Annotated in this window: 18 protein-coding genes; 13 read left to right on the top strand and 5 right to left on the bottom strand. The window is 58.4% G+C overall.

Translation table 11 applies throughout. The annotated features are described in order from the left end of the window. The first annotated feature begins 15 nt into the window (after positions 1-15). From puuE to AD930_RS02050, 4 genes are read left to right on the top strand one after another with little or no spacing between them, the layout of a single operon-like run. Complete coding sequence (gene puuE / locus AD930_RS02065; RefSeq protein ID WP_061504921.1) at positions 16-909, top strand: allantoinase PuuE; 894 nt, start codon at positions 16-18, stop codon at positions 907-909. Further along, positions 906-1,412, top strand: coding sequence for a 2-oxo-4-hydroxy-4-carboxy-5-ureidoimidazoline decarboxylase (uraD, locus tag AD930_RS02060; protein ID WP_061501170.1), 507 nt, complete (start codon positions 906-908; stop codon positions 1,410-1,412). The genes puuE and uraD overlap by 4 nt, the downstream gene beginning before the upstream one ends. After that, positions 1,409-1,741 carry a hydroxyisourate hydrolase gene (gene uraH, locus AD930_RS02055; RefSeq protein WP_061504920.1) on the top strand — a complete coding sequence of 111 codons (333 nt, stop codon included), beginning with the start codon at positions 1,409-1,411 and terminating at the stop codon, positions 1,739-1,741. The genes uraD and uraH overlap by 4 nt, the downstream gene beginning before the upstream one ends. Before the next feature lie 4 nt (positions 1,742-1,745). Further along, entirely contained in the window at positions 1,746-3,185 is a 1,440-nt protein-coding gene (locus tag AD930_RS02050; RefSeq protein WP_244150460.1) for a nucleobase:cation symporter-2 family protein, read from the top strand. A gap of 14 nt (positions 3,186-3,199) precedes the next feature. Here AD930_RS02050 and AD930_RS02045 read toward each other — a convergent pair whose 3' ends face one another. Further along, positions 3,200-4,144, bottom strand: coding sequence for a LysR family transcriptional regulator (locus tag AD930_RS02045; RefSeq protein ID WP_061504918.1), 945 nt, complete (start codon positions 4,142-4,144; stop codon positions 3,200-3,202). 203 nt (positions 4,145-4,347) lie between these two features. Between AD930_RS02045 and xdhA the strand changes: the two genes are divergently transcribed. The 3 genes from xdhA to xdhC are packed head-to-tail and all read left to right on the top strand — an operon-like array spanning position 4,348 to position 8,993. Beyond that, the gene (gene xdhA, locus AD930_RS02040; RefSeq protein WP_061504917.1) at positions 4,348-5,823 is read left to right on the top strand and encodes a xanthine dehydrogenase small subunit; all 1,476 of its coding nucleotides are present in this window, start codon (positions 4,348-4,350) and stop codon (positions 5,821-5,823) included. Beyond that, entirely contained in the window at positions 5,816-8,158 is a 2,343-nt protein-coding gene (xdhB, locus tag AD930_RS02035; RefSeq protein WP_156476802.1) for a xanthine dehydrogenase molybdopterin binding subunit, read from the top strand. Before xdhA ends, xdhB begins: the two co-directional genes overlap by 8 nt. Before the next feature lie 13 nt (positions 8,159-8,171). After that, entirely contained in the window at positions 8,172-8,993 is an 822-nt protein-coding gene (gene xdhC, locus AD930_RS02030; protein ID WP_061504916.1) for a xanthine dehydrogenase accessory protein XdhC, read from the top strand. A gap of 23 nt (positions 8,994-9,016) precedes the next feature. Here the strand turns inward: xdhC and hpxZ are convergent, their stop codons facing one another. Both hpxZ and AD930_RS02020 read right to left on the bottom strand, forming a co-directional pair. Then, positions 9,017-9,418, bottom strand: coding sequence for an oxalurate catabolism protein HpxZ (hpxZ, locus tag AD930_RS02025; protein ID WP_061501182.1), 402 nt, complete (start codon positions 9,416-9,418; stop codon positions 9,017-9,019). A 115-nt stretch (positions 9,419-9,533) separates the two neighbouring features. Further along, on the bottom strand, positions 9,534-11,942 hold the full coding sequence (locus tag AD930_RS02020) for a TonB-dependent receptor (protein ID WP_061504915.1): 2,409 nt from the start codon (positions 11,940-11,942) through the stop codon (positions 9,534-9,536). Positions 11,943-12,524: 582 nt separating this feature from the next. Here AD930_RS02020 and fdnG point away from each other — a divergent pair. The 5 genes from fdnG to AD930_RS01995 all read left to right on the top strand — a co-directional run bounded on the left by fdnG (position 12,525) and on the right by AD930_RS01995 (position 19,460). After that, positions 12,525-15,575 carry a formate dehydrogenase-N subunit alpha gene (gene fdnG, locus AD930_RS02015; RefSeq protein WP_082781609.1) on the top strand — a complete coding sequence of 1,017 codons (3,051 nt, stop codon included), beginning with the start codon at positions 12,525-12,527 and terminating at the stop codon, positions 15,573-15,575. A gap of 9 nt (positions 15,576-15,584) precedes the next feature. After that, positions 15,585-16,544 carry a formate dehydrogenase subunit beta gene (fdxH, locus tag AD930_RS02010; RefSeq protein WP_061504933.1) on the top strand — a complete coding sequence of 320 codons (960 nt, stop codon included), beginning with the start codon at positions 15,585-15,587 and terminating at the stop codon, positions 16,542-16,544. A gap of 2 nt (positions 16,545-16,546) precedes the next feature. Continuing rightward, entirely contained in the window at positions 16,547-17,200 is a 654-nt protein-coding gene (locus tag AD930_RS02005; RefSeq protein WP_061501187.1) for a formate dehydrogenase subunit gamma, read from the top strand. Beyond that, the gene (fdhE, locus tag AD930_RS02000; RefSeq protein ID WP_061504914.1) at positions 17,197-18,177 is read left to right on the top strand and encodes a formate dehydrogenase accessory protein FdhE; all 981 of its coding nucleotides are present in this window, start codon (positions 17,197-17,199) and stop codon (positions 18,175-18,177) included. Before AD930_RS02005 ends, fdhE begins: the two co-directional genes overlap by 4 nt. Positions 18,178-18,239: 62 nt before the next feature. Continuing rightward, positions 18,240-19,460, top strand: coding sequence for a molybdopterin molybdotransferase MoeA (locus AD930_RS01995; protein WP_061504913.1), 1,221 nt, complete (start codon positions 18,240-18,242; stop codon positions 19,458-19,460). Here the strand turns inward: AD930_RS01995 and mobB are convergent. Beyond that, positions 19,442-19,978 carry a molybdopterin-guanine dinucleotide biosynthesis protein B gene (mobB, locus tag AD930_RS01990; protein ID WP_061504932.1) on the bottom strand — a complete coding sequence of 179 codons (537 nt, stop codon included), beginning with the start codon at positions 19,976-19,978 and terminating at the stop codon, positions 19,442-19,444. The genes AD930_RS01995 and mobB overlap by 19 nt on opposite strands. Before the next feature lie 142 nt (positions 19,979-20,120). Here mobB and AD930_RS01985 point away from each other — a divergent pair, with 142 nt between their 5' ends. After that, on the top strand, positions 20,121-22,640 hold the full coding sequence (locus AD930_RS01985; RefSeq protein WP_061504912.1) for an excinuclease ABC subunit UvrA: 2,520 nt from the start codon (positions 20,121-20,123) through the stop codon (positions 22,638-22,640). Positions 22,641-22,648: 8 nt separating this feature from the next. Here AD930_RS01985 and AD930_RS01980 read toward each other — a convergent pair whose 3' ends face one another. After that, positions 22,649-23,095, bottom strand: coding sequence for an NUDIX hydrolase (locus tag AD930_RS01980; RefSeq protein WP_061504911.1), 447 nt, complete (start codon positions 23,093-23,095; stop codon positions 22,649-22,651). Between the last annotated feature and the right edge of the window lie 193 nt (positions 23,096-23,288).

The raw sequence follows: 23,288 nt of genomic DNA, 5'->3' as shown, positions 1-23,288 counted from the left end.
AGAGCCGGAGAAAGCATGACTGATTATCCGCGGGATATGACCGGATATGGCGCCACACCGCCTGACCCGCAGTGGCCGGGTGGTGCGCGCATTGCCGTGCAGTTTGTCATCAATTACGAGGAGGGCGCGGAAAACTGCGTCCTGCATGGGGACAAAGGCTCGGAAGCATTCCTGTCAGAAATGGTGGGCACGCGCTCCATCCCCGATGCACGCTGCATGCAGATGGAAAGCCTGTATGAATATGGCAGCCGCGCCGGGTTCTGGCGTTTGCAGCGGCTGTTCCAGTCTGCAGGTATCCGGCCAACGGTGTTTGGCGTCGCTCTGGCCATGGCGCGTAATCCGGAAGCAGTTGCGGCCATGAAAGAGGGTGACTGGGAAATTGCCACCCACGGCCTGCGCTGGATTGATTATCAGGATATCCCGGAAGACGTTGAGCGTGCGCATATCCGGGAGGCCATTGCGCTGCATACGCAGGTGACCGGCTCCCGCCCGCTCGGCTGGTATCAGGGCCGCACAAGCCCGAATACGGCGCGTCTGGTCGTAGAAGAAGGCGGCTTTGTTTACGACGCAGATTCCTATGCCGACGACCTGCCGTATTATGACCGGCGTTACGGGCGGCCTCAGATGATTGTGCCTTACACGCTGGACGTCAATGACATGAAATTTGCCGCGCTCAACGGTTTTACGGAAGGCGAACAGTTCTTCCGCTACCTGCGCGATACCTTTGACATGCTGTATCGGGAAGGCGGTCGCATGATGTCCGTGGGCCTGCATTGCCGTCTGGCGGGCAAGCCAGCCCGTGCGCTGGCTGTGGCGCGCTTTCTGGAGCATGTGCAGGCGCATGAGAACGTCTGGGTTGCAACCCGACTGGACATTGCGCGTCACTGGCTTGCGGTGCACCCGGCATGACGCTTGATGATGTGAACGCTCTGCCGGTTCCGGCCTTTGTGGCTGAGTTCGGCGGCTTGTATGAACATTCTCCCTGGGTGGCCGAAGGGGCCGCAACGCAGCGACCCTTCGCCAGCAAGGAGGCCATGCTGACGGCGTTTTCTGACGTGGTGCAGAAGGCCGGGCATGACCGCCAGATTGCTCTGGTCCGCGCGCACCCGGAGCTTGGACATCGCGCCGGGATTGATCCCGCTTTGAGTGAGGCCTCTGCACAGGAGCAGGGGAGTGCCGGGCTCGATCGCCTTACCCCTGCTGAATACGAGCACTTTCAAAGCCTGAATACGGCGTATCGGGACAAGTTTGGTATGCCGTTTGTCATCTGTGTGCGCAAGGCGGGCAAAGCCGTTATTCTGGAGGCTATGGCACACCGTCTGGCTAGCACGCCGGAGGCCGAACTGGCCGAGGCGCTTAAGCAGATTGATGCTATTGCCTCTTTACGCTTGCAGGATAAAGTAAAGGCATGAGTTCTTTATCAACGCATGTGCTGGATACCGTTTCCGGCCGCCCTGCTGCGGGTGTGCGGTTGCGTCTGTTTTCAGGCGCGTCCGTGCTGTTTGAAGGCCAGACCGATGCCGATGGCCGTTGCCCCGCTTTGCGGGAGCTGACGCTTGAGGGCGGGCAGTATCGGCTTGAGTTTGAAATTGCAGCCTATTTCCGCGCACAGGGGCATGAGCTGGCAGACCCGCCATTTCTGGATGTTGTTCCCCTCGTGTTCGGGCTGAGTGCGGAGGGGCATGCCCACGTGCCGCTGCTTGCCGCCCCATATGGATATTCGACTTACCGAGGGAGTTGAGTGTGTGACCCTCGACAAACGTAATACGACCGAACCTGTTCACCCCGTTGATGAAGTCCTCCCCCTGTGGGAGCTGGCTATTTACGGCTTTCAGCATGTTCTGACATTTTATGCAGCTGCGGTTATTGTTCCCATTCTGCTGGCCAGCGCGCTTGGCCTTTCGCATGAGATGCTGGAACACCTGATTGAAGCAGATCTGTTTACCTGCGGCATTGCCTCCTTCATCCAGGCGGTAGGGATTGGCAAAATCGGGGTGCGGTTACCGCTCCTGCAAGGGGTGACCTTTGTGGCCGTTATGCCGATGATCGCCATTGGCGTGTCGGCTGGGGGCGGGGTTGAAGGGCTGCGTCAGATTTTTGGCTCCGTCATTGTCGCCGGTATTTTTTCATACATCGTCGCGCCTTATTTTTCCCGGCTGATCCGCTTTTTCCCGCCGGTGGTGACGGGCTCGGTTATTCTCGTCATCGGGCTGGCGCTGCTGCCTGTTGCGGCGAATGACATTGTGGCCGGGCATGGCACTAACGCCATGCAAAATCCGGTTGAACTGCGCAATGTGGCCTATGGTCTGGGAACGCTGTTCTTTATTCTGGCCATTCAGAAATTCTGTCGCGGGTTTCTGGGCACCATCGCGGTGCTAATCGGTCTGGTGTGCATGACGCTGGTCGCCTGGGTGCTGGGGGACGCGCATTTTGCCGATGTCGGGACAGCGCCGCTGCTCACCATTTCCAAGCCGTTCTACTTCGGCATGCCGACCTTCCATGTCGTGCCCATTCTCTCGCTGATTATCGTCATGATCATTTCCATGCTGGAAACAACGGGCGATGTGTTTGCAACGGGGGCGATTGTCAAAAAGCCGATTGGTTCTGCTGATATTGCAGCAGCCATCCGGGCGGATGGGCTAGCGACGTTTATTGGTGGGGTCTTCAATTCCTTTCCCTACACCTGCTTTGCGGAAAACGTCGGGCTGGTGCGGCTGACGCAGGTTAAGAGCCGTTGGGTTGTGGCGTCTGCTGCGGTCATCATGATGGTGCTGGGGTGTATCCCCAAGCTGGCCGCCATTATGGCGAGTGTGCCTCTGCCTGTTCTGGGTGGTGCTGCTCTGGCTATGTTCGCGGCGGTGGCCGTGGTGGGTATCCAGACGCTGGCGCAGGTGGATTTTGATAACCAGAACAACATGATCATTGTTGGCACCAGTATCGGCCTTGGCATGCTGGCGACGGCTCAACCGCATATTGCCGATAACTTCCCCAGCTGGGCGCAGATCATTTTCGGCAGTGGTATTACACTGGGTTCCATGGCGGCGATGAGCCTGCATCTGGTGTTCAACCACTTTATGCCGGCCAATAAACATGGGGTGGTGATAGGCGATCAGCCTTCTAAAACCATCCCGGCAGAGGGCATGGAGGCTGCACTGTCACACGAGGAGACTGTGCGCAAAGGCTAAGTACCTCTTGCGGTTCAGGAGGCCACTTCCGCGTTCTGCTCTGCCAGTGCGTGGAAGTTCTCCGTAATCAGATCAAGCGTCGTCTGAGCGGCGGCGGAAAGCCGCCGTTGCGTATTATAGAACAGGCAAAAGCCGAGCGGCCTGATGCCGGACTCTGTCAGCGGCACAAAACAGAGTTCTCCGGCTTTCACCTCATTCATCACATCCATCTGGGTCAGCATCCCAACACCCAGACCGCTGCGGATCAGGGCCTTGATGCTAGCAATGCGGTTGCTGGTAAAAGTGGGATGCAGGTTCACATTATGCTGGGCCAGCCCTTCCTGAATGGCTGCACCCACGGCCAATGTGCTGTCCGGTAAAATCAGCTTGCTGCCAAATACATGGTTCAGGCGGGCATGGTCCCGCTGGGCCAGCGGATGGTCGGGCCGGACAACAAACCCAATGGCGGCCTGAAGTGTGCTGACAATGCGCACCTGCCGGGAAGATTTTCCAGCCAGAGAAATCCCGAAATCAACTTCATTCCGGCTGACAGCCTGCCAGATGGCTTTGAAGTCCAGTGTCTGAAGTTTGAATTCCACGCGCGGATGCTGCTTGGTCACGTCAGAGAGGATGTCTGGTATCAGCCTGTCACTCACAGCTTCAATGGCGGCAATTTCCACCGCCCCGCCGTGCAGGCCTGAAAGCCTGTCCAGCCGGGACTGAAACAGCTCAAAGTCTCGCTTACCGGAGATAATGGCGGCCAGCAGCAGTTCCCCTGCCGTCGTCAGGGTCAGGCCCGAACTGTGCCGATGGAACAGAGGCGTTTCCATTTCCTCTTCCACGGCCAGAATTTGTCGGTTTACTGCGGAGGGTGAAACATTCAGCGCGGTTGCGGCCTGCCGGATGGAGCCAGTCTGTGCAACCATTTCAAAATAAATGGAAAACCGGGATAGCGTAAAAACGCGGTTAGGGCTCCGCATGGCGCGTCTCCAGGCAAAAGGGAAGGGTGTTAAGCATCGTCACAAACTGTTGGGGGTGTGTCGACAAAAACGCAACAGGGCGTCGCATTCTTTATGTTGGACGAAACCTGAAAATGAGATGATTCTGAAACAATACCATCATGACCCGGCACCGATTGCCCATCATCAGCCGGGCTGCATGTTCCAGCAGGAGAGCGCATTTTATGCGGGAGTCTATCCGGTTTTACCTTGGAAATGTCCGTCACGAAGTCTCTGATTTCAGTCCAACCCGGACTGTGCTGGACTGGCTGCGTGAAGACCGCCGCCGCACAGGCACCAAGGAAGGCTGTAATGAGGGCGACTGCGGGGCCTGCACGGTTCTGGTGGTCCGGCTGGAAGGCGAGACGCTGGTCTGGCGGGCGGTGAATGCCTGTATCCAGTTCCTGTGGATGCTGGACGGCGCGCAGCTTTTTACGGTGGAAGACCTCCGCAGCCCGGAGGGCGCGTTGCATCCGGTGCAGCAGGCCATGGTGGACCTGCACGGTGCTCAGTGCGGGTTCTGCACACCCGGGTTTGTGATGTCGATGGTGGCGTATTGCAAGACGCCCGGTGCCTCCATGGAAGAGGACGCCATTAACACGGCTCTGGCAGGCAATCTCTGCCGCTGCACCGGCTATGCCCCGATTGTAAGGGCCATGAAGCAGGCGCTAACGGCACCGGGAGATGCGCTGGATACACAGACAGAGGCGATCAAAACCCGCCTGAAGGCTCTGGCTGACGGGCAGACCGTGGAGATTAAGGGGCCGGAGGGCCGTGTTACGCTTCCCGCCAGTGCAGACGCTTTGGCCGCAGCATATCAGGCTGACCCGCAGGCAACCTTAGTCGCCGGGGCAACGGATGTCGGGTTGTGGGTAACCAAGGGGCTGCGCACTTTGCCGCATCTGATCAGCGTCGGGCTGGTGCCGGATCTGCATAAAATTGAGCACACGCCGGAAGGTCTGCGGATTGGTGCTGCCGTAACCTACACGGAGGCCAAGGAGCCGATTGCAGCCCTGCTGCCCGATGCTGGTGAGGTGATCCGGCGTATTGGGTCCACGCAGGTGCGCAATGCGGGCACAGTCTGCGGTAATATTGGCAATGGCTCGCCCATCGGGGACGGACCGCCTCTGCTCATTGCGGCAGGCGCTGAGCTGAAACTTCGCTGCGGGGATGTGCATCGTAGTCTGCCGCTTGAAGAGTATTTTGTGGCGTATGGCAAACAGGACCGACAGCCGGGTGAGTTTATTGAAGCTGTGGTGATCCCGCAGCCTCAGCCGGGCACCGTTTTCCGGGCCTATAAAATTTCCAAGCGGTTTGATCAGGATATTTCTGCCGTGCTGGGGGCGTTCTCATTGGTGTTTGATGAGGCCGGGCGCATTGCCACAGCGCGCATTGCTTTCGGCGGCATGGCAGCCACACCGAAGCGCGCTCCTGCGACGGAAGCGGCCTTGCAAGGCCAGTTCTGGACGGAAGCTACGCTGAAGGCCGCTCAGGAGGCCATGAAGACAGATTTCGCGCCAATTTCCGACATGAGGTCCAGTGCGTGGTATCGTCAGACCGTGGCCGTAAATTTGCTGACGCGCCTGTTTGTGGAAACAGCGCCTGAACATGCGGGAACAGAAACCCGGCTGGCCGGGTGGAAGGAGCAGGCTCATGTCTGAAACTCTGGCAAAACAGACAGCACAGATTGTGCCCGGTGGGGCTTCCAAAAGCCTGCGGCATGAAAGTGCCCGGATGCACGTTTCTGGTAATGCGGCCTATATTGATGATCTGCCGGAACCGCAGGGCCTGCTGCATGTGGTGCCGGGCTTAAGCACCAAAGCGCATGCCCGGATTGTCTCTATGGATCTGGAGGCTGTGCGGGCTGTGCCGGGTGTTGTCTGTGTGCTGACAGCTGCGGATATCCCCGGAGACAATCAGGTCAGTGCTGTTGGTAAGGGGGATGAGCCTCTGCTGGCGGATGGCGAGGTGTGCTTTTACGGCCAGCCGATTTTTGTCGTGGTGGCGGAAAGTCGCGGGGTTGCGCGTCGCGCGGCCAAACTGGCGAAAATTGAGTATGAAGAACGCCCTGCTGTGCTGAATATCGCGCAGGCGCGGGAGGCCGGGGGCGTTCTGGTGTGGCGTCCTCTCGTCATGAGCCGGGGCGATGTGGAGACAGGTCTGGCGGCTGCCCCCCGGCGGTTGTCTGGGCAGGTGACGGTTGGCGGGCAGGAGCATTTCTATCTGGAAGGGCAGGCGGCACTGGCGCAGCCCGGAGAAGAAGGCGAGATGCGGGTGTGGTCTTCCACCCAGCACCCCACAGAAACACAGCACATGGTGGCGCATTGCCTGCATGTGCCCAGCAATCTGGTTACGGTTGAAGTCCGTCGTATGGGGGGCGCATTTGGCGGGAAGGAATCTCAGGCCAATACGCCAGCCTGCCTTGCCGCGATTGCCGCCCATGCCACCGGTCGTGCTGCAAAAATGCGGCTGGACCGTGATGACGATATGATGATGACCGGTAAGCGCCATGACTTCGTGATTGATTACGAGGTTGGGTTTGATGATGCGGGCAATATTCTGGCCGTCGATATGGTGCTGGCGGCCCGTTGTGGCTGGGCGGCGGATCTGTCCGGGCCTGTGGTAGACCGCGCGTTGTTCCATGCGGACAACGCCTACTTCTACCCGGATGTGCGGTTTAAATCAGAACCGCTGAAAACCAACACGCAGTCCAACACGGCCTACCGTGGGTTTGGTGGCCCTCAGGGTATTGTGGCGGCGGAACGGGTGATTGAGGAAATTGCCTTTGCCACCGGGCTGGACCCGTTGGATGTGCGGGTGCGCAATGTGTATGGCACCGGCACGCGCAACATTACGCCGTATCATATGACGGTGGAAGATTCGATTGCGGCCGAGATCATGGCGCAGCTTGCCGAACGCTGTGACTATCGTCAGCGGCGGCAGGCTTTGCGGGAGGCCAATAAAAGCAGCCCGTGCATCAAACGCGGCATTGCCCTCACGCCGGTAAAATTCGGGATTTCCTTCACCGCCACCCATTACAATCAGGCGGGTGCGCTGGTGCATGTCTATACGGATGGCTCCGTGCAGGTGAACCATGGCGGCACGGAAATGGGGCAGGGCCTGCACACCAAAATGGTGCAGATTGCCATGAGGGAGTTCGGCCTGACGGAAGACCGCGTGCGCATTACCGCAACGACCACAGGCAAGGTGCCCAACACCTCCGCCACGGCGGCGTCCAGCGGCGCAGACCTGAACGGTATGGCCGTGCTGGATGCGGTGCATAAAATCAAGGCCCGGCTGGTCAGCTTTGCGGCTGAACACTGGAAGGTGCCGGAAGAGGGCGTGCAGTTTCTGCCAGACGGCGTGCAAGTTGGGGAACAGGTTATCTCTTTCCCGGAACTGACCAAGGCGGCCTATTTTGCCCGTGTCTCGCTCTCAGCCAATGGCTTTTACAAGACGCCTAAAATTTCATGGAATGCGGCAACCGGGCGGGGGCGTCCTTTCTACTATTTTGCCTATGGCGCGGCCTGTGCGGAGGTGGCTGTCGATCTGCTGACCGGCGAGAACCGCATTGAGCGCGTGGATATTCTGCATGATGCCGGGCAGTCTCTGAACCCGGCCATTGATATCGGACAGATTGAGGGGGGCTTTGTGCAGGGTGCGGGGTGGCTGACCATGGAAGAACTGGTGTGGGATGACACCGGTCGCCTGCGCACCCATGCGCCCAGCACGTATAAAATCCCGGCGTGCTCAGACCGGCCACGCATTTTCAACGTGGCCTTGCTGGAGCATTCTCCTAATCAGGAAGCGACCATTTTCCGCTCCAAGGCGGTGGGTGAACCTCCCTTTGTGCACGGTGTGGCAGTGTTGCAGGCTATTTCCGATGCACTTGCCAGCCTGAATGATTATCAGACCTGCCCCCAGCTTGATGCCCCCGCCACGCCGGAGCAGATTTTGCGCACGGCTGAGCGGATGCGGCAGCAGGCATCCCACTGAGCGCGGCAATGCTATGAAGGAACTTGCCGCGCGTCTCTCTGACTGGTCTCCCAATGCACCGCCGGTGGCGTGTGTGCAGATCATGGACGTGCGCGGTTCAACGCCCCGAGAAAGCGGGGCTTTCATGCTGATTGGGGAGCGCTGGCAGGCCGGGACTATTGGCGGCGGCTGTCTAGAGTGGGACTGTGCGCATCAGGCCAGAACCCTGTTGCAGACAGGGGAGGCTGAATGGTCTCATCGCTTTGTGCTGGGGCCGGAAACCGGGCAATGCTGCGGTGGTCGCGTGGATGTGCAGATCATGCGGATGGATGCCGCCTTGGCAGCCCGACTGCAACAGCAGCTTGCCGCGCAGGAAGAGGCCTGGCCGGTGCTGGTGTTGTTTGGGGCAGGGCATGTCGGGCGTGCTTTGGCGCGGGCTTTAGCACCTCTCCCGCTGCGTCTGATCTGGGTGGACCCACGCGCGGAAGAATTTGGCAGTGTGCCGGAGGGCGTGGAGGCACGCATTACTTCGGACTGGGAGCATGTTCTGGCCGAAATCCCGGCTGGTTCCGGCGTGCTGGTGTTGACCCCCAATCACTCACTGGATGCCCTGATTGTCGCCGCGGCTTTGGAGCGCGGGGATCTTTCTTACGTCGGGCTGATAGGCTCGCGCACCAAGCGCCGTCGGTTTGAAGCCAGCTTCCGGGAAATCGGGCTGCCGGAGGAGCAAATTGCCTCGCTGATCTGCCCGATTGGTGACCGGGGCGTGCGGGACAAGCGGCCCGAAATTATTGCAGCCCTTGTGGCGGCGGAACTGATTGAGCGGTTTCTGCCGCATCCGCCACAGGCGGCATAAGTCCCCATCCTTTCTGACAGGATTTATGAAGCTGGGCGGCTGGTTTCCGGGCGTTCTGCCATAAGCGAGACGTGGGCGGCGATAATCTTCCAGCCTTTATCTGTCAGCACCCACGTCTGCATTTGTCGCCCGATGCGGGTGGAGCCTTCCCGCTGAAATTCCAGACTGACGACGGCAGACGTCTCACCCAGAGTGGTAATAGCCCGCCGCAGAACCTTGCGCGGGGGAGAGCCTCCGCTGCGCGCGCGCCGGAAGGCTGCAATTTCTTCCGCGCCATACAGATTTTCACCTACGCCGTAGCGCACGGTCTCCGGCCCTTCGTGAAAGAAGGCATCCAGTGCAACGAGGTCATTCTCACCAAGAGCTTTTTCATAAGCATCGGAAAGAGCTGTGATTTCAGCCACCAGAGCGGGTGCATTGAACATGTCCGGGGTCTTTCAGGCTATGCGGCAGAACACGAAAAAACGGTGTCGGACATCTCAGGATGAGACATTCGACACCGTATTGAAGGACGGCAACAGCGTTCCGTAAAGAGGCGGATCAGAAGGACGTGGAGATCGTGCCTGTCATGGTAAAGCGCGGCTCCAGCATGAAGGCATTGCCATACCCGGTGTAAGCCCCCTTGCTGCCGCTATAAACCGTGCTGGTATCATGCGCGCTATACACAGCGCCCATCGCGCCAGAGCGGACAATAGAGCCCGTCAGGTTGGTAAAGTTCAGCTTGAACGTGGGGGATTTCAAGAACCCGACAGGCTTGAAGTGATAGCCCAGAGAGAGGGAGTCCGTCACGTAGCCGGGGATGCGCTGGTCATTCGCGATGGAGACGGACTGCGGGCCGGTGTAATGAACTGCCCCGTTCGCAAAAAAGCCTTTGTAGGTATAGGTCAGGCCGAAGTTTGCGATAACGTGGGGCGCCATGACGGCCTGCGTGCCTTTGGAGTGCAGCATGATGTTCTGGATGGGGTCAAAAACATTGCTGTCCTGAGTGGCGTGCAGATACTCCACGGAGGCATAGGGGCTGAAGCCGTGGATCTCTCTGCCGGCAATCATGAAATCAAGCCCGCGCATGGTCTGGCTGCCGATGGAAAAGGGCTTGAAGCTGTTCATGCCCACATACTGGTCCACAATGCGGTTTGTGACATTGTAGTTGAAGAAGGACAAATCCAGCAGCAGGTATTTGTTGTGGTAGCGGTAGCCCAGTTCTTCCTTGATGGAATACTGGTTCTTCAGCATAGGCGCGCTGGCGGAGAGCCAGCCCATATCCGTCGCACTCGGCTGGCGGTAATCGCCTTCCGCATTCACATAAATCTGGCTGTTCGGGTCAATCTGATAGCTGATGGACAGCTGGGGTAGGGGAGCTGTGGTGTTGCTGCCGGAGCGATCGCCTGAAATCCAGTTTTTGTTGGCACCACTAAAGCCACGGTTCCATGCGTTGGACATAACGAACTTGAAGCCAGCGTTAATCAGCAGCTTGTTGTTCAGGTAGCGGGACTGGTTCTGGATGAACAGGGAATGCAGTTCATATCCTGCATTCTGGCCATACATTGCGCCGCCCACGGCATATTTTGCCCAGTTCGGGCTGGCTGCGGCCCCGTTCGCCATGGTTGTGCTGGTGGGGTAGCCCTGAATGGTCTGGTTGTTTTCATACCAGTAACCAAGGGTCAGATGGTTGTGGCTATCAATGTCGTAGCTCAGCTTGGCCACAGCGCCGACCTGCCGGGCCTCGTTTTCAAGGAAGAAACTGGTCATGTTGGTGCCAGCCGGAACTGCCGCGCCACCGCTGTTGTGGGTGTATTGGCCTTCTGTCGCGACGCCGCCCGGAGCGGCATCCCAGCCCTGACCCATGCTGAAGTAAGGCTGGAGGTCAAAGTTGAATTTTTTGGGCAGAACAATATGGATCGGCGCTGTCAGGAAAATCTGGTTCCAGTGATCGTTATTGTTTTTCCAGTAATTGACGCTCTTCGGGTCGGCAGAGCGCCCGTAGCCATTACCGGTATGTTTGTATTCAAAAAATTCCTGAGCCGTCGGGTAATTGTCGATCGTAAAATCAGCCGAGTTCCATGAAAGGAACAGGCGGGCATTGGAGCCGTTCTGCCAGTCTTTCTGCAGCCCGAAATCAATATGTTTACGCTGGTTGATGCCTGCGCCCATCCAGCTCCGCGCATGCGCGTTGGAGAAGGAGAAGAAGCTGCGCACGCCGCTTTTGCCAATCTCACCAGATTCCAGACGAATGAACTCGCGGGAGAGGTTGTTGGTGCCGTAAGAGAAATCCACCATGCCGCCTGCTTTGCGGGAGGCCAGATGGGTGCGGGAATTCATCACGCCACCTGCGGCGGACATCACCGGCAGATCACGCGCGGCGCTGCCGGGTGTGACGCTGACTTCCTCAAGGTTTTCGGAATCAATATTTTCTGACAGGTATTTTGCCGACGCCGCCGGTGCCCCATCCACCATCAGGGCCATATCCAGATCCGTCAGACCGCGAGACTGGATCTGTCCGCCCTGCATACCGGCGCTATCCGGCGTCATGATGTTCAGGCTGGGCAGGTTTTTCACCAGATCAAGCGCGGTGGAGGTCGGGCTGCGCATGTTGATGTAGGCTTTTGTGACGGTCTGCACGGCATGCGGGGCCGTTTCCTGCCGCATCATCCCGCCACCGCCGTTGAGCGCCTGACGGTGGGAGGCGACGGAGATTTCTTCTTCCCCACTGGCAAGCACCGGGCCTGACGGGCGTCGGGCCACGGTGCGGGGCTGCACCGTTTTTGAAGGAGATACGGCCTTGCCGCCGTGATGGGAGCGGGTGGTGTGAGAGGTTCCTGTTGCTGCCTGCGCATAAGCCAGCATGGCCCACAGGCTTACAGCTCCGGTCAGGCTCGTGACGAACAGGCGGGACGGGCGTGCCGCCAGACAAGCAATGGAACTGCGGGGATGTAAGCATTTGGTGGGCATGGGGGATTTTCCTGTCAGGCGATACAGCAGCGGGGGAAAGGGAAACTATGATTTGATGAGGCTATGGAAAAATTTGGATTTTTGAAAAAGCAGAGACCTGATCTCGATACATGGCTGGCGCATGAGATGGGAGAAAAGGCCGCATTTCTCTATCCGATAATCTTAAGGAATGATCCGTAACCGTTATATAAAAGACGAACAGTGTTCGCACAAAATAAAAAAAAGCACTTCAGCGTTGCTAATATGAGGGCGGGTGGCCGGCATTTAATAAAGATCGGTCGATCCCGCAAGGGGGGAGGGAAGGCTGTATGCTTCTGTTCAGACGGGGCTATATTTGCGCCGGTGACGTGAAGGCACACCTAATTCTATCAGGAACGCAAATAGGAAAATTAAAAATCTCAACCAATAGTTGCTTATTCTATATTCAAATGAATATAGTAAACTGCCATAAGGTCTTTGTTTTGAAAGAAAAGTGATTTGCTACGCCCTTGGTTAAATGATCTGCATCAATTCAGATTGTGATGAAATCATCTAAATATTGCTTATGCAGTTTATTAGATGCGTAACTGAAGGCTTAGTGCAATGACTCTGGGAAGACGGCAATTTCTAAAGGCTGGTGGCACATGCGTTGCCGGGGCCAGTGCTCTCGCTCTGGGTTTTGCGCCGCCAAAGGCTTACGCGGGGGATTCCCGGCAATATAAATTGCTGCGCGCTAAGGAGACCCGGAACAACTGCACATACTGTTCCGTGGGCTGCGGCATTCTGATGTACAGCCTTGGCGACGGCGCGAAAAACGCCAAGCCGAGCATTTTCCATATTGAAGGGGATCCGGATCACCCCGTCAGCCGTGGCTCCCTTTGCCCCAAAGGGGCCGGGCTGGTTGATTTCATTCACAGTGCTGGCCGTCTGCAGTATCCGGAATACCGTGCTCCGGGTTCCAAAGAGTGGAAGCGGATCAGTTGGGACGAGGCGACGACCCGTATTGCCCGCCTGCTGAAAGACGATCGTGACAAAAACTTCATCCAACGGAATGAAAAAGGGGAGCTGGTCAACCGCTGGTTGAGTGCGGGCATGCTGGCCTCTTCCGCCGCCAGTAATGAAACCGGTGTGCTGGATTTCAAGTTCGCCCGTTCTCTGGGGATGCTGGGGCTCGATTGTCAGGCCCGTCTCTGCCACGCCCCCACCGTGTCCGCTCTCGCACCCACCTTCGGGCGCGGGGCGATGACCAACAACTGGGTGGACATCAAGAACGCCAACGTCGTGCTCATTATGGGCGGTAACCCGGCGGAAGCGCATCCGGTTGGTTTTAAGTGGGTGATGGAAGCGAAGATCCGCAACGGCGCAAAAGTGCTGGTCGTGGACCCGCGCTTTAACCGTAGTGCTGCGGTGGCGGATTTCTATACGCCCATCCGCGCCGGGTCCGATGCGGCATTCATGCTCGGGGTGGCGAACTATCTGCTGTCCCACGACAAAATTCAGCACGAATACGTTAAGGCCTATACCAACGCAGCCCTGATTGTGCGGGAAGACTACGCGTTTGAGGAAGGGCTTTTCAGCGGTTACGACGCAGCAAACCGCACCTACGATAAATCCTCCTGGACGTATGAGCGGGACGAGAAGGGCTTTGCCCGTCAGGACCCCACACTCCAGAACCCGCGTTGCGTCATCAACCTTCTGCGCAAACATGTGGAGCGCTACACGCCGGAGATGGTGACGCAACTGTGCGGCACGCCGGTGAAAGACTTCCTGTATGTGTGTGAAACACTGGCCTCCACCAGTGTGCCGGACCTGACGTCCACCTTCCTGTTCGCACTTGGCTGGACACATCATACCAGTGGCTCTCAGGTTATCCGCTCGGCTGCCATGGTCCAGTTGCTGCTGGGCAATATCGGTATGGCCGGTGGCGGCATGAACGCCCTGCGTGGCCATTCCAACATTCAGGGTTATACGGATCTGGGCCTGCTTTCCCTGCGTCTGCCCGGGTATCTGAACCTGCCGTCTGATAAACAGCAGGATATGGCCACCTATCTGCAGGCCACCACGCCCGTGGCGGATGTGCCCGGACAGGTGAACTACTATCACAATACGCCGAAATTCTTTGTCAGCATGATGAAGACACTGTGGGGGGAGCACGCCACAGCCGCTAATAACTGGGGCTATGACTGGCTGCCAAAATGGGACCGCAGCTACGATATGCTGGCCTATTTTGACATGATGTATCAGGGCAAGGTGAACGGCTACATCGCGCAGGGCTTTAACCCGCTGGCCGCCATGCCGGACAAAAACAAGACCATTGCGGCGCTGTCCAAGCTGAAATTCCTTGTCACTATTGATCCGCTGACCACGGAAACATCCTCTTTCTGGCAGAATGAGGGGCAGTTCAATGATGTGAAGACGGAAGAGATCCAGACAGAAGTTTTCCGTCTGCCCTCAACCTGCTTTGCGGAAGAAAACGGCTCCATCGTCAATTCCGGGCGCTGGTTGCAGTGGCATTTTGCAGGTGCCGCACCGCCCGGAGAAGCCTGGCAGGATGGCAAGGTCATCGGCACGATCTTTACCAAGATGCGTGAGCTTTACAGGAAAGAGGGCGGTGTCTGCCCCGAGCCTGTGCTGAACATGCAGTGGAACTATAAAGACCCTGAAGACCCGACGCCGGAAGAAGTAGCCCGCGAATGCAACGGCTATGCACTGGCCGATATCACGGATGAGCAGGGCCATGTTGTGGTGCCTAAAGGCCATCTGCTGCCCGATTTCTCTGTGCTGAAGGATGATGGCACAACCGCCAGCTTCTGCTGGGTGTTCGCCGGCTCCTGGACGCAAGCAGGCAACCAGATGGCCCGGCGGGACAACACGGATACCGGCCTTGGCTGCACGCCGGGCTGGGCGTGGGCGTGGCCTGCCAACCGGCGTATTCTGTATAACCGTGCCTCCATGGACCCGGATGGTCGTCCGTGGGACCCCAAACGCCAGATTCTGGAATGGGATGGCAAGCGCTGGGGTGGGTCTGATGTGCCGGACTATCCGCCCACGTCACCGCCCGGCAGTGGGGTCAGCCCCTTCATCATGCAGCCGGATGGTCTGGGGCGTCTGTTTGCCTGCGGTGGGATGGTCGATGGCCCGTTCCCGGAGCAGTATGAACCGACAGAAACACCGCTGGCGAACAACCCGCTGCACCCCAAGGTTACGTACAATCCGACAGCCCGTGTGCTCAAGGATGACCGTGCCCGCATGGGTGAGCATAAGAATTTTCCTTATGTGGCGACCACCTATTCCATTACCGAGCTTTTCCGGCACTGGACGAAGCATTCCCGTCTGAACGCCATCGCGCAGCCGGAACAGTTTATTGAGATTGGTGAGAAGCTGGCTGGCCGCCTGAATATTGCGGCGGGGGATAAAGTGAAAGTTTCGTCTCAGCGCGGGTATATTGAAGCCAAGGCCGTGGTGACCAAGCGCATCCGTACCCTGAATGTGATGGGGCGTGAGCTCGACCAGATCGGCATCCCCTGTCACTGGGGTTTTGAAGGGGCAACGCGCAAAGGCTTTCTGGCCAATACGCTGAGCCCGGCCGTGGGGGATGCAAACTCCCAGACGCCGGAATTCAAGGCCTTCCTTGTTAACGTTGAAAAAGCCTGAGGTGGAATGATGGGAATGCAATCACAGGACATCATCAGGCGGTCCGCAACCAATGGTCTCACACCTGCTCCGCAGGCGCGTGATCATCAGCAGGAAGTCGCCAAGCTGATTGACGTCTCCATTTGCACAGGGTGCAAGGGGTGTCAGGTCGCGTGTTCAGAATGGAATGATCTGCGGGATGACGTTGGTCATAACGTCGGGGTGTATGACAACCCGGCGGATCTGACGGCGGAAACCTGGACAGTCATTCGCTTTGATGAAGTGGAAGATGAAAGCGGCACTCTGGAATGGCTTCTGCGTAAAGAAGGCTGCATGCATTGCGAGGAGCCGGGCTGCCTGAAAGCCTGTCCAAGCCCCGGCGCGATTGTGCAGTTTGCGAACGGTATTGTTGATTTCCAGTCCGACCAGTGCATTGGGTGTGGCTACTGCATTGCCGGCTGCCCCTTCGATGTGCCGCGCATCAACAAGAAAGATAACAAGGCTTACAAATGCACCCTGTGTGCAGACCGTGTGAGCGTTGGGCAGGAACCCGCCTGCGTGAAAACCTGCCCGACGGGTGCGATCTCCTTCGGCTCCAAGGCTGAAATGAAGGATCTTGCCGCCACCCGTATTGAAGAGCTGAAAAGCCGCGGGCACGACGGGGCCGGGCTGTATGACCCGCAGGGCGTTGGCGGCACGCATGTGATGTATGTGCTGACCCATGCCGACAAGCCGGAAATGTATCACCGTCTGCCGAAAGACCCGCATATCAGCCCGTTTGTGCGGGGCTGGAAAGAGTGGCTGAAACCGGTTGGCGCGCTGGGCTTTATCGCCACACTGGCCGGGGCATTTGCCCACTATGTCGGGGTTGGCCCCAACACGGTTGATATCCCGGACCCTGAGGCTGAGCCCGCAAAGCAGCCGGAAGAAAAAGAGACTGTGGCAGCGTCTGATACGGCTCAGGATGAGCATCCCGCAGGGAGGGAATAACCATGGACACCAAAAAACTTATCCTGCGGACCAAATTTGTGGACCGCATGTGCCACTGGACGATGGTGGCCTGCTTCTTTCTGGTCGCCATGTCTGGCCTGTCATGGTTTTTTCCCAGCCTGAGCTGGATGAACGGTGTGCTGGGCACGCCTCAGCTGGCGCGAATGCTGCACCCGTTCCTCGGCACGGTGGTGTTCGTGCTGTTGATCTGCATGTTCTTCCGCTTTGTGCACCACAACATGCCGGTCAGAACGGACGTGACGTGGTTTCGGAACATTGTGGATGTTCTGATGAACAAGCACACCAAGCCGCTGAAAATTGGCAAATATAACGCCGGGCAGAAAATCCTGTTCTGGTGCATCATGGCGCTGATCAGCGCTCTGTTTGCAACCGGCGTGGTGGCATGGCGGCCTTACTTTGCCGGGTATTTCCCAATTCCGGCCATTCGTCTGGCGTTGCTGGCACACTCTCTGGCCGGCCTTGGCCTGATCCTGCTGGTGATTGGCCATATCTATATGGGTATCTGGGTGCGTGGGTCTGTAACGGGCATGCTGACGGGCTACGTCTCCCGCGCATGGGCCAAGCAGCATCATGACCGGTGGTATGAGGAAGAGGTTGCACCCTCCAAGGATACTCCGGCAAAGCATCATTCATGATCACAGACCACTCAGATATTCCTTCACTCGATAAGCGGATTCCCGGCGTTCCCGCTATCGAGCCTGTTATTTTCCCTAAGCTTGAGGCGCTCTATGCGCGCCGCTCGGCCCGGCTTGAAGAACTGGCTTTTCAGCTGGTGAAAGAGGCGGCTCAGAATGAGCCGTCTTCTGCCGAGGCTGAGGAAATAAACGCCGGGTATTTCAGCTTTCTGTCTGGCCTTGTGGCGGCACAGGGGCGTCTGCTGGCGAGAAGCCCGCTGAGCCTTGCGGACGCCGAGTCCGTTCGGGTTCTGCTGCGCGGCAAAAATACCTCTCCCGATATCCCCACGCAGGACATGCTGGAGAAAAGTCTGTACTGGCAGAAAGCCTTCTCAGCGCTTGTGGAGGATGCCGGCGCTCAGCTTCCGGCGGAAACGCAGGACGCTCTAAAAGTTCTGGCTGCAGAAAAGCCGGACGTTCTGGCCACGCAGGCCTATGCGCTGCTGTCCGGACAGTATGATCAGGTTGATGCCGGGGCGGCTGTCTTTTTATGGGCGGCACTCTCTGTTTTCTGGGCGCAGGCCATTGCCTTGCTGGCAGATGAGGACAAGGCGCTGAAACAGCGTCGGTCAGAAGGTGGCGCGTGCCCCTGTTGTGGTGCACCGCCCTCTGGAGCGCTGGTTCTGACGGGGGATCGGGAAGGGCTGCGGTATCTCCAGTGCAGCCTGTGTGAAACGCGCTGGCATAAAGTGCGGGCCACATGCAGCGTGTGTGATGCGACGGATCATATTGATTACTGGTCCTTCGAGAACACAAACGCCCCCATACAGGCGGAAACCTGCGGGGATTGTAAGAGTTACGTGAAACTCTTCCGGCTGGACCGGGATCCCGCGCTGGAAGTGCTCGCGGATGATCTGGCAACTGTCGTGCTGGATGCAGCGCTTGAAGATCAGGGCTTCATCCGGGCGGCGCTGAACCCGTTCGCCCTTCCGGCCTAAAGGCTGGCCGTAGCAGGGCGGCTTTCCGGAGCCGGATGTTTCAGGACAGGATTTTTCCGACAATGCGGAACAGTTTTACGAGCATGGTGGCGTGTGACACCGCATTACGGCTGATTGCCGAGTGCGCGAAGAGCGCCCCTCTGCAAAGTATGCGCGTTCCGCTTGCTGAAGCTGCCGGGCGTATTGCCGCTGAAGATGTACGCGCCGTCACAGCCCGGCCTGAAGCCGATATTTCCGCCATGGATGGCTATGCGTTTGATCATGCTGCCATGCAGGCCGCTCCGGACGGTCTGCCCGTTGCCGGGCAAACGGCTGCGGGCGACATGCCGCTGCCTCTCCCAGCGGGGCAGGCGCTCGGCATTCTGACTGGCGCGCGCATCCCGCAGGGGGCGGATTGCGTGATGGCTAAGGAACGGATGCGCCTGACCCAAGCCGGTTGCGTAACGCCCGCCAAGATGCTTGCCGATCAAGGTGCCAATATCCGGCGGGCAGGGGAGGAATTCTCCAAAGGCGACATCCTTCTTACACGAGGCACCCGTCTGGACTGGCGGCATACGGCGCTTCTGGCGTGTCAGGGGATTACGGATATCGCCGTCGTCCGCCCTGTGCGCGTTGCCGTGGTTTCAAACGGGGCCGAACTAGCTGCGGATGCATCAGACGCCCGTGCCGATTCAAATTCTCCCATGCTGGCCGCCTTGCTGCGTGAGACCGGGGCAGAGGTGACGCTGCATTCCGTTCCCTCAGATAATGAGCAGAAACTCAGCGAGACACTGGCGCAGGCATGGGCTGAAGCTGATGTGCTGGTCACCACCGGCGGTATTTCTGTCGGGCAGACGGATAATGTGCTGGATGCACTCAGCAGCCTTGGCGCGCAGACGGTATTCCGAGGGGTAACAATCCGCCCCGGCAAACCGCTGACGGTTATGACAAAGGGTAATCGTAAGGCTTTTTGCCTGCCGGGCAATCCTGGCGCGTCTGCCATCTGTGCGCTGGTGTTTCTTCTGCCTTACCTGCGGGTTGTAATGGGAGCCTCAGCGTCTGCGCCCATGGTCCCGGGTGTGGCGGATTTTGCGTTTACACCCGTTGCAGGCACAACGCATTTTATCCCGGTGGCCTGCCACCCCGAGCCTCAAGGCTGGCGTTTGTCTATGCTGCCCACTGTGGGAGCGTCCGATATTATCGTGTTTTCCCGGGCTTCGGCCTTGCTGCGGGTTGATCCTGAAGCGCCGGTGGAACCGGGGCAAACTCGTTGGGTTCTGCCGCTTCAGCCTACCGGGATCTGAACAGCCCGCTCCAGAATAAACGCGGCCAGCGCTTCCGTATCGTTCAGGTCGAGCGTAGCAAGCGGTGCCGGGACGGCCTCAGGCGCATCAGTCGCATCAGTCGCAACCGCGACAATATTGCTTTGCGTCATAAAGAGAGGGTCTTTGCCCACACTGGGGCGATAGATCTCAAGGCAGGCAGGCACTGTCGTGTGGAACCCTTCAATCAGGATCAGATCCACCGGCGTCATGCGGGCCAGCAGGTCCGGCAGCGTAAAAGGTGCGTCAGGTTGGGTATGCTGCAAAACCCAGCGGTCCGGTGTGGCCAGCATCACTTCTGACGCACCAGCTTCTCTATGCACGAAGGAGTCCTTGCCGGGCTTGTCGATATCAATGGCGTGGTGCGTGTGTTTGATGGTGGAAACGCGCAAACCCCGCGCCCGAAGGGCGGGCAGCAGACGGGCCAGCAGATGCGTTTTCCCTGACCCACTCCGGCCCGTGATGCCAAAAATGGCCTGATGTCTGATAGGGTTTGTCATGGCCATGTCTCCGGTCTTGTCCGCCTCGCTTTATCATACGTGTCGGGGTGGGGAAGGGGGAGCGTGTCACGCATGGCAAGTCTGACAGATTGCGGGAGCGAGCAGCGGTTCCCTGCCTGCCAGAAGCTGTATAGTGCGAGGTATGGACGAGCAGACAAAAACCACCCCGATCGACCCTCACACCATGATCCGCGTCCGTGGGGCGCGCGAACATAACCTCAAAAATGTCGATGTCGCCTTACCGCGAGACCAGCTTGTGGTGTTCACCGGGGTGTCCGGGTCAGGCAAGTCCTCGCTCGCCTTCGGCACAATTTATGCAGAAGCGCAGCGGCGCTATCTGGAATCTGTCTCACCCTATGCGCGGCGCCTGTTTAACCAGATGCCGGTTCCGGCGGTGGATGCGATTGATGGTCTGCCCCCCGCAGTGGCTCTGCAGCAGCAACGCGGCGGAAGTAGCGGGCGCTCATCTGTCGGGAGTGTCACCACGCTCTCCAACCTCCTGCGCATGCTCTATTCCCGCGCAGGAACGTATCCGCCGGGGTTATCCCGGCTGGAAGCAGAATCTTTCTCGCCCAATACGCCGATGGGGGCCTGTCCCCGCTGCCACGGCATGGGCCGTATTTATGATGTGACCGAGCAAACACTTGTGCCGGATGATAGCCTGACCATTCGCCAGCGGGCTGTGGCAGCATGGCCCACGGCATGGCAGGGGCAGAACCTGCGGGATATCCTCATTACGCGCGGCGTGGATGTTGATACGCCCTGGCGTGACCTACCCAAAAAAACGCGGGACTGGATCCTCTATACGGAGGAAACCCCGACCGAGCCGGTCTATTCCGGTCTGACGCATGAGGAAGTGCTGGCTTCCATCAAACGCGGTGACCCACCGGGCTATAACGGAACCTTCACCGGTGCGCGTCAGTATGTGCTGCAAACCTTTACAAAATCCCAGAGCGCCAAGATGCGGGCGCGGGCAGCGTCCTTCATGGTCAGCGCGCCGTGCCCTGTTTGTCATGGGCAGCGCCTCAACCCGGATGCGCTGAAGGTCACGTTTGACGGGCGCAATATCGCAGACCTGTCAGAGCTTCCCCTCAAACATATTCAGAACGCATTGCGCTCGGCTCTGGCTGGGCTGACGCAGAAAGACGCCACAACTCTCGCGGCCCAAGGCATTGTTGAGGCGCTGATTGAGCGCATTGATGTGCTGCTCGACCTCGGTCTGGGCTATCTGCAACTCAGTCGGCCGGTTCAGACGCTCTCCCCCGGTGAGTATCAGCGGTTACGGCTGGGCACGCAGATCCGCTCCAACCTGTTCGGGGTGGTGTATGTGCTGGATGAACCCAGTTCCGGCCTGCATCCGGCGGATACTCAGGCTTTGCTGCGTGCCCTTGATGGTCTGCTTGAAGCGGGCAACTCCCTGCTGGTGGTTGAGCATAATCCGGATGTTATCCGGCGGGCGCAATGGCTGGTGGATGTCGGGCCAGATGCCGGTGAGCGTGGCGGCCGCGTTCTGTATAGCGGGCCGCCGGAGGGCCTGAAGGCGGTTAAAGAGTCCCGCACGCGGCCTTATCTGTTTAACCCGCCAGCGCATCGGGATACGCCGCCTCGTAAGCCGGCGGGTTGGCTGGAGCTGTCTGGCATCTGCTGGAACAACCTGAGCGACGTCAGTCTTTCCCTGCCGCTGGGCGTGCTGGTTTCTGTTACGGGTGTGTCTGGTTCTGGTAAATCCAGCCTTGTGGGGCAGGCGCTGGTCTCTGTCGTCGGGAAAGCTTTGGGCCAGCCGATTGAGACGGAAACGACGACGGAAGAAGGGGATGATGCGCCTCTTCTCGATAGTGAACCCGGTCAGCCTGTAGGCAAGGTGGTTTCCGGTCTGAGCAAGATCAAACGGCTGGTGGTAATTGACCAGAAGCCCATTGGCCGCACACCCCGTTCCAATCTGGCGACTTATACCGGGCTGTTCGATCTGATCCGTCAGGCTTTTGCTGCGACGCCGGAAGCGCGGAAGAGACGGTTTGACGCGGGCTGGTTCTCGTTCAATGTCGCCAAGGGCCGTTGCCCCAAATGTGAGGGCGTAGGTTCCGTGATGGTGGAACTGCTCTTCCTGCCGAGCGTGTATGCGCCGTGCCCGGAATGTCATGGCACACGCTACAAGCCGGAAGTGCTGGAAGTCACCTTGCGCGGCAAGACCATTGCTGACGTGCTGGGGATGAGTGTGGACGAGGCGCATGATTTTTTTGCGCCGGAACCCAATATTGCACACGGGTTTGACACGTTGCAGCAGGGCGGTCTGGGTTATCTGAGGCTTGGTCAGCCCGCAACAGAGCTTTCTGGCGGGGAGGCGCAGCGTATCAAGCTGGCCACGGAACTGCAGAAACGTCGGTCAGGCCATGTCTTGTATGTGCTGGATGAACCCACAACCGGTCTGCACCCCTCAGATGTGGATCGTCTGATGCGCCAGTTGCGGACACTGGTGGACCAGAACAACAGCGTCGTGCTGGCGGAACACGATATGCGGGTCGCCGCAGCGAGTGACTGGGTGATTGATCTGGGGCCGGGTGCAGGTGAGGATGGGGGGCATATTGTCGCCGCAGGAACCCCGAAGGATGTCGCGGCTCAGCCTCAAAGCAAAACAGCCCCCTTCCTGGCACGTTATATATAAGAAGAGAGTTAAGCCTCTCCGCCGACCGGGTTGGCGGAGTGCAGGATATTTCTTGCCAAAGGCATCAGCGTGTCACGGGTGAGGGGAGCTAACTGCTCCTGTGGGGCTGTTGCCGGATCAACCCAGATGACTTCCGCAATTTCCGCCTGTGCGGTGACAGGCGCGGACAAGGTCATCCGGAACACTTCCGCCTGAATAAGGTGGCCGGGTTCGTTCGCGGCTTCCGCAGTGAATGAACCCAGAAAATCGTTCTCGTTCAGAGAGACCGTAATCCCCAGCTCTTCCTTCAGTTCTCTGGCAAGAGCCTGAGCCGCAGTTTCCTGCGCATCAATCTTGCCGCCTGCCTGCATGAAGAAGCGAGAGCCTTTCTTTCGGACCAGAAGCGTCTGAGCTTTGTCGTTAAAGATCAGGGCGGTCGCAATATGGATAATGGGCGGCTGGCTGGGTGACGGCATAATGAAGTCCACTCTTAGAAGCAGGAATAGTCCGACATATCAGCAACCCCAAGCCTTCCACCAGCGTTGGAAAGGGGAGGGGAGAACTGTCGGGTTTCCTTTGCTGCTGTCTTTCTCAGGTTCACGAGGGCGTTTTCGAGGGATTGAGCGAAGGCAGAGAAGATAATCCTACGGCTATCCCTTTGAAAATTGG

It is taken from the genome of Acetobacter malorum (assembly GCF_001580615.1).
GTDB lineage: Bacteria > Pseudomonadota > Alphaproteobacteria > Acetobacterales > Acetobacteraceae > Acetobacter > Acetobacter malorum.
Note: the sequence above shows the minus strand (reverse complement) of the source record. Positions and strands in the feature narration are given on the sequence as shown.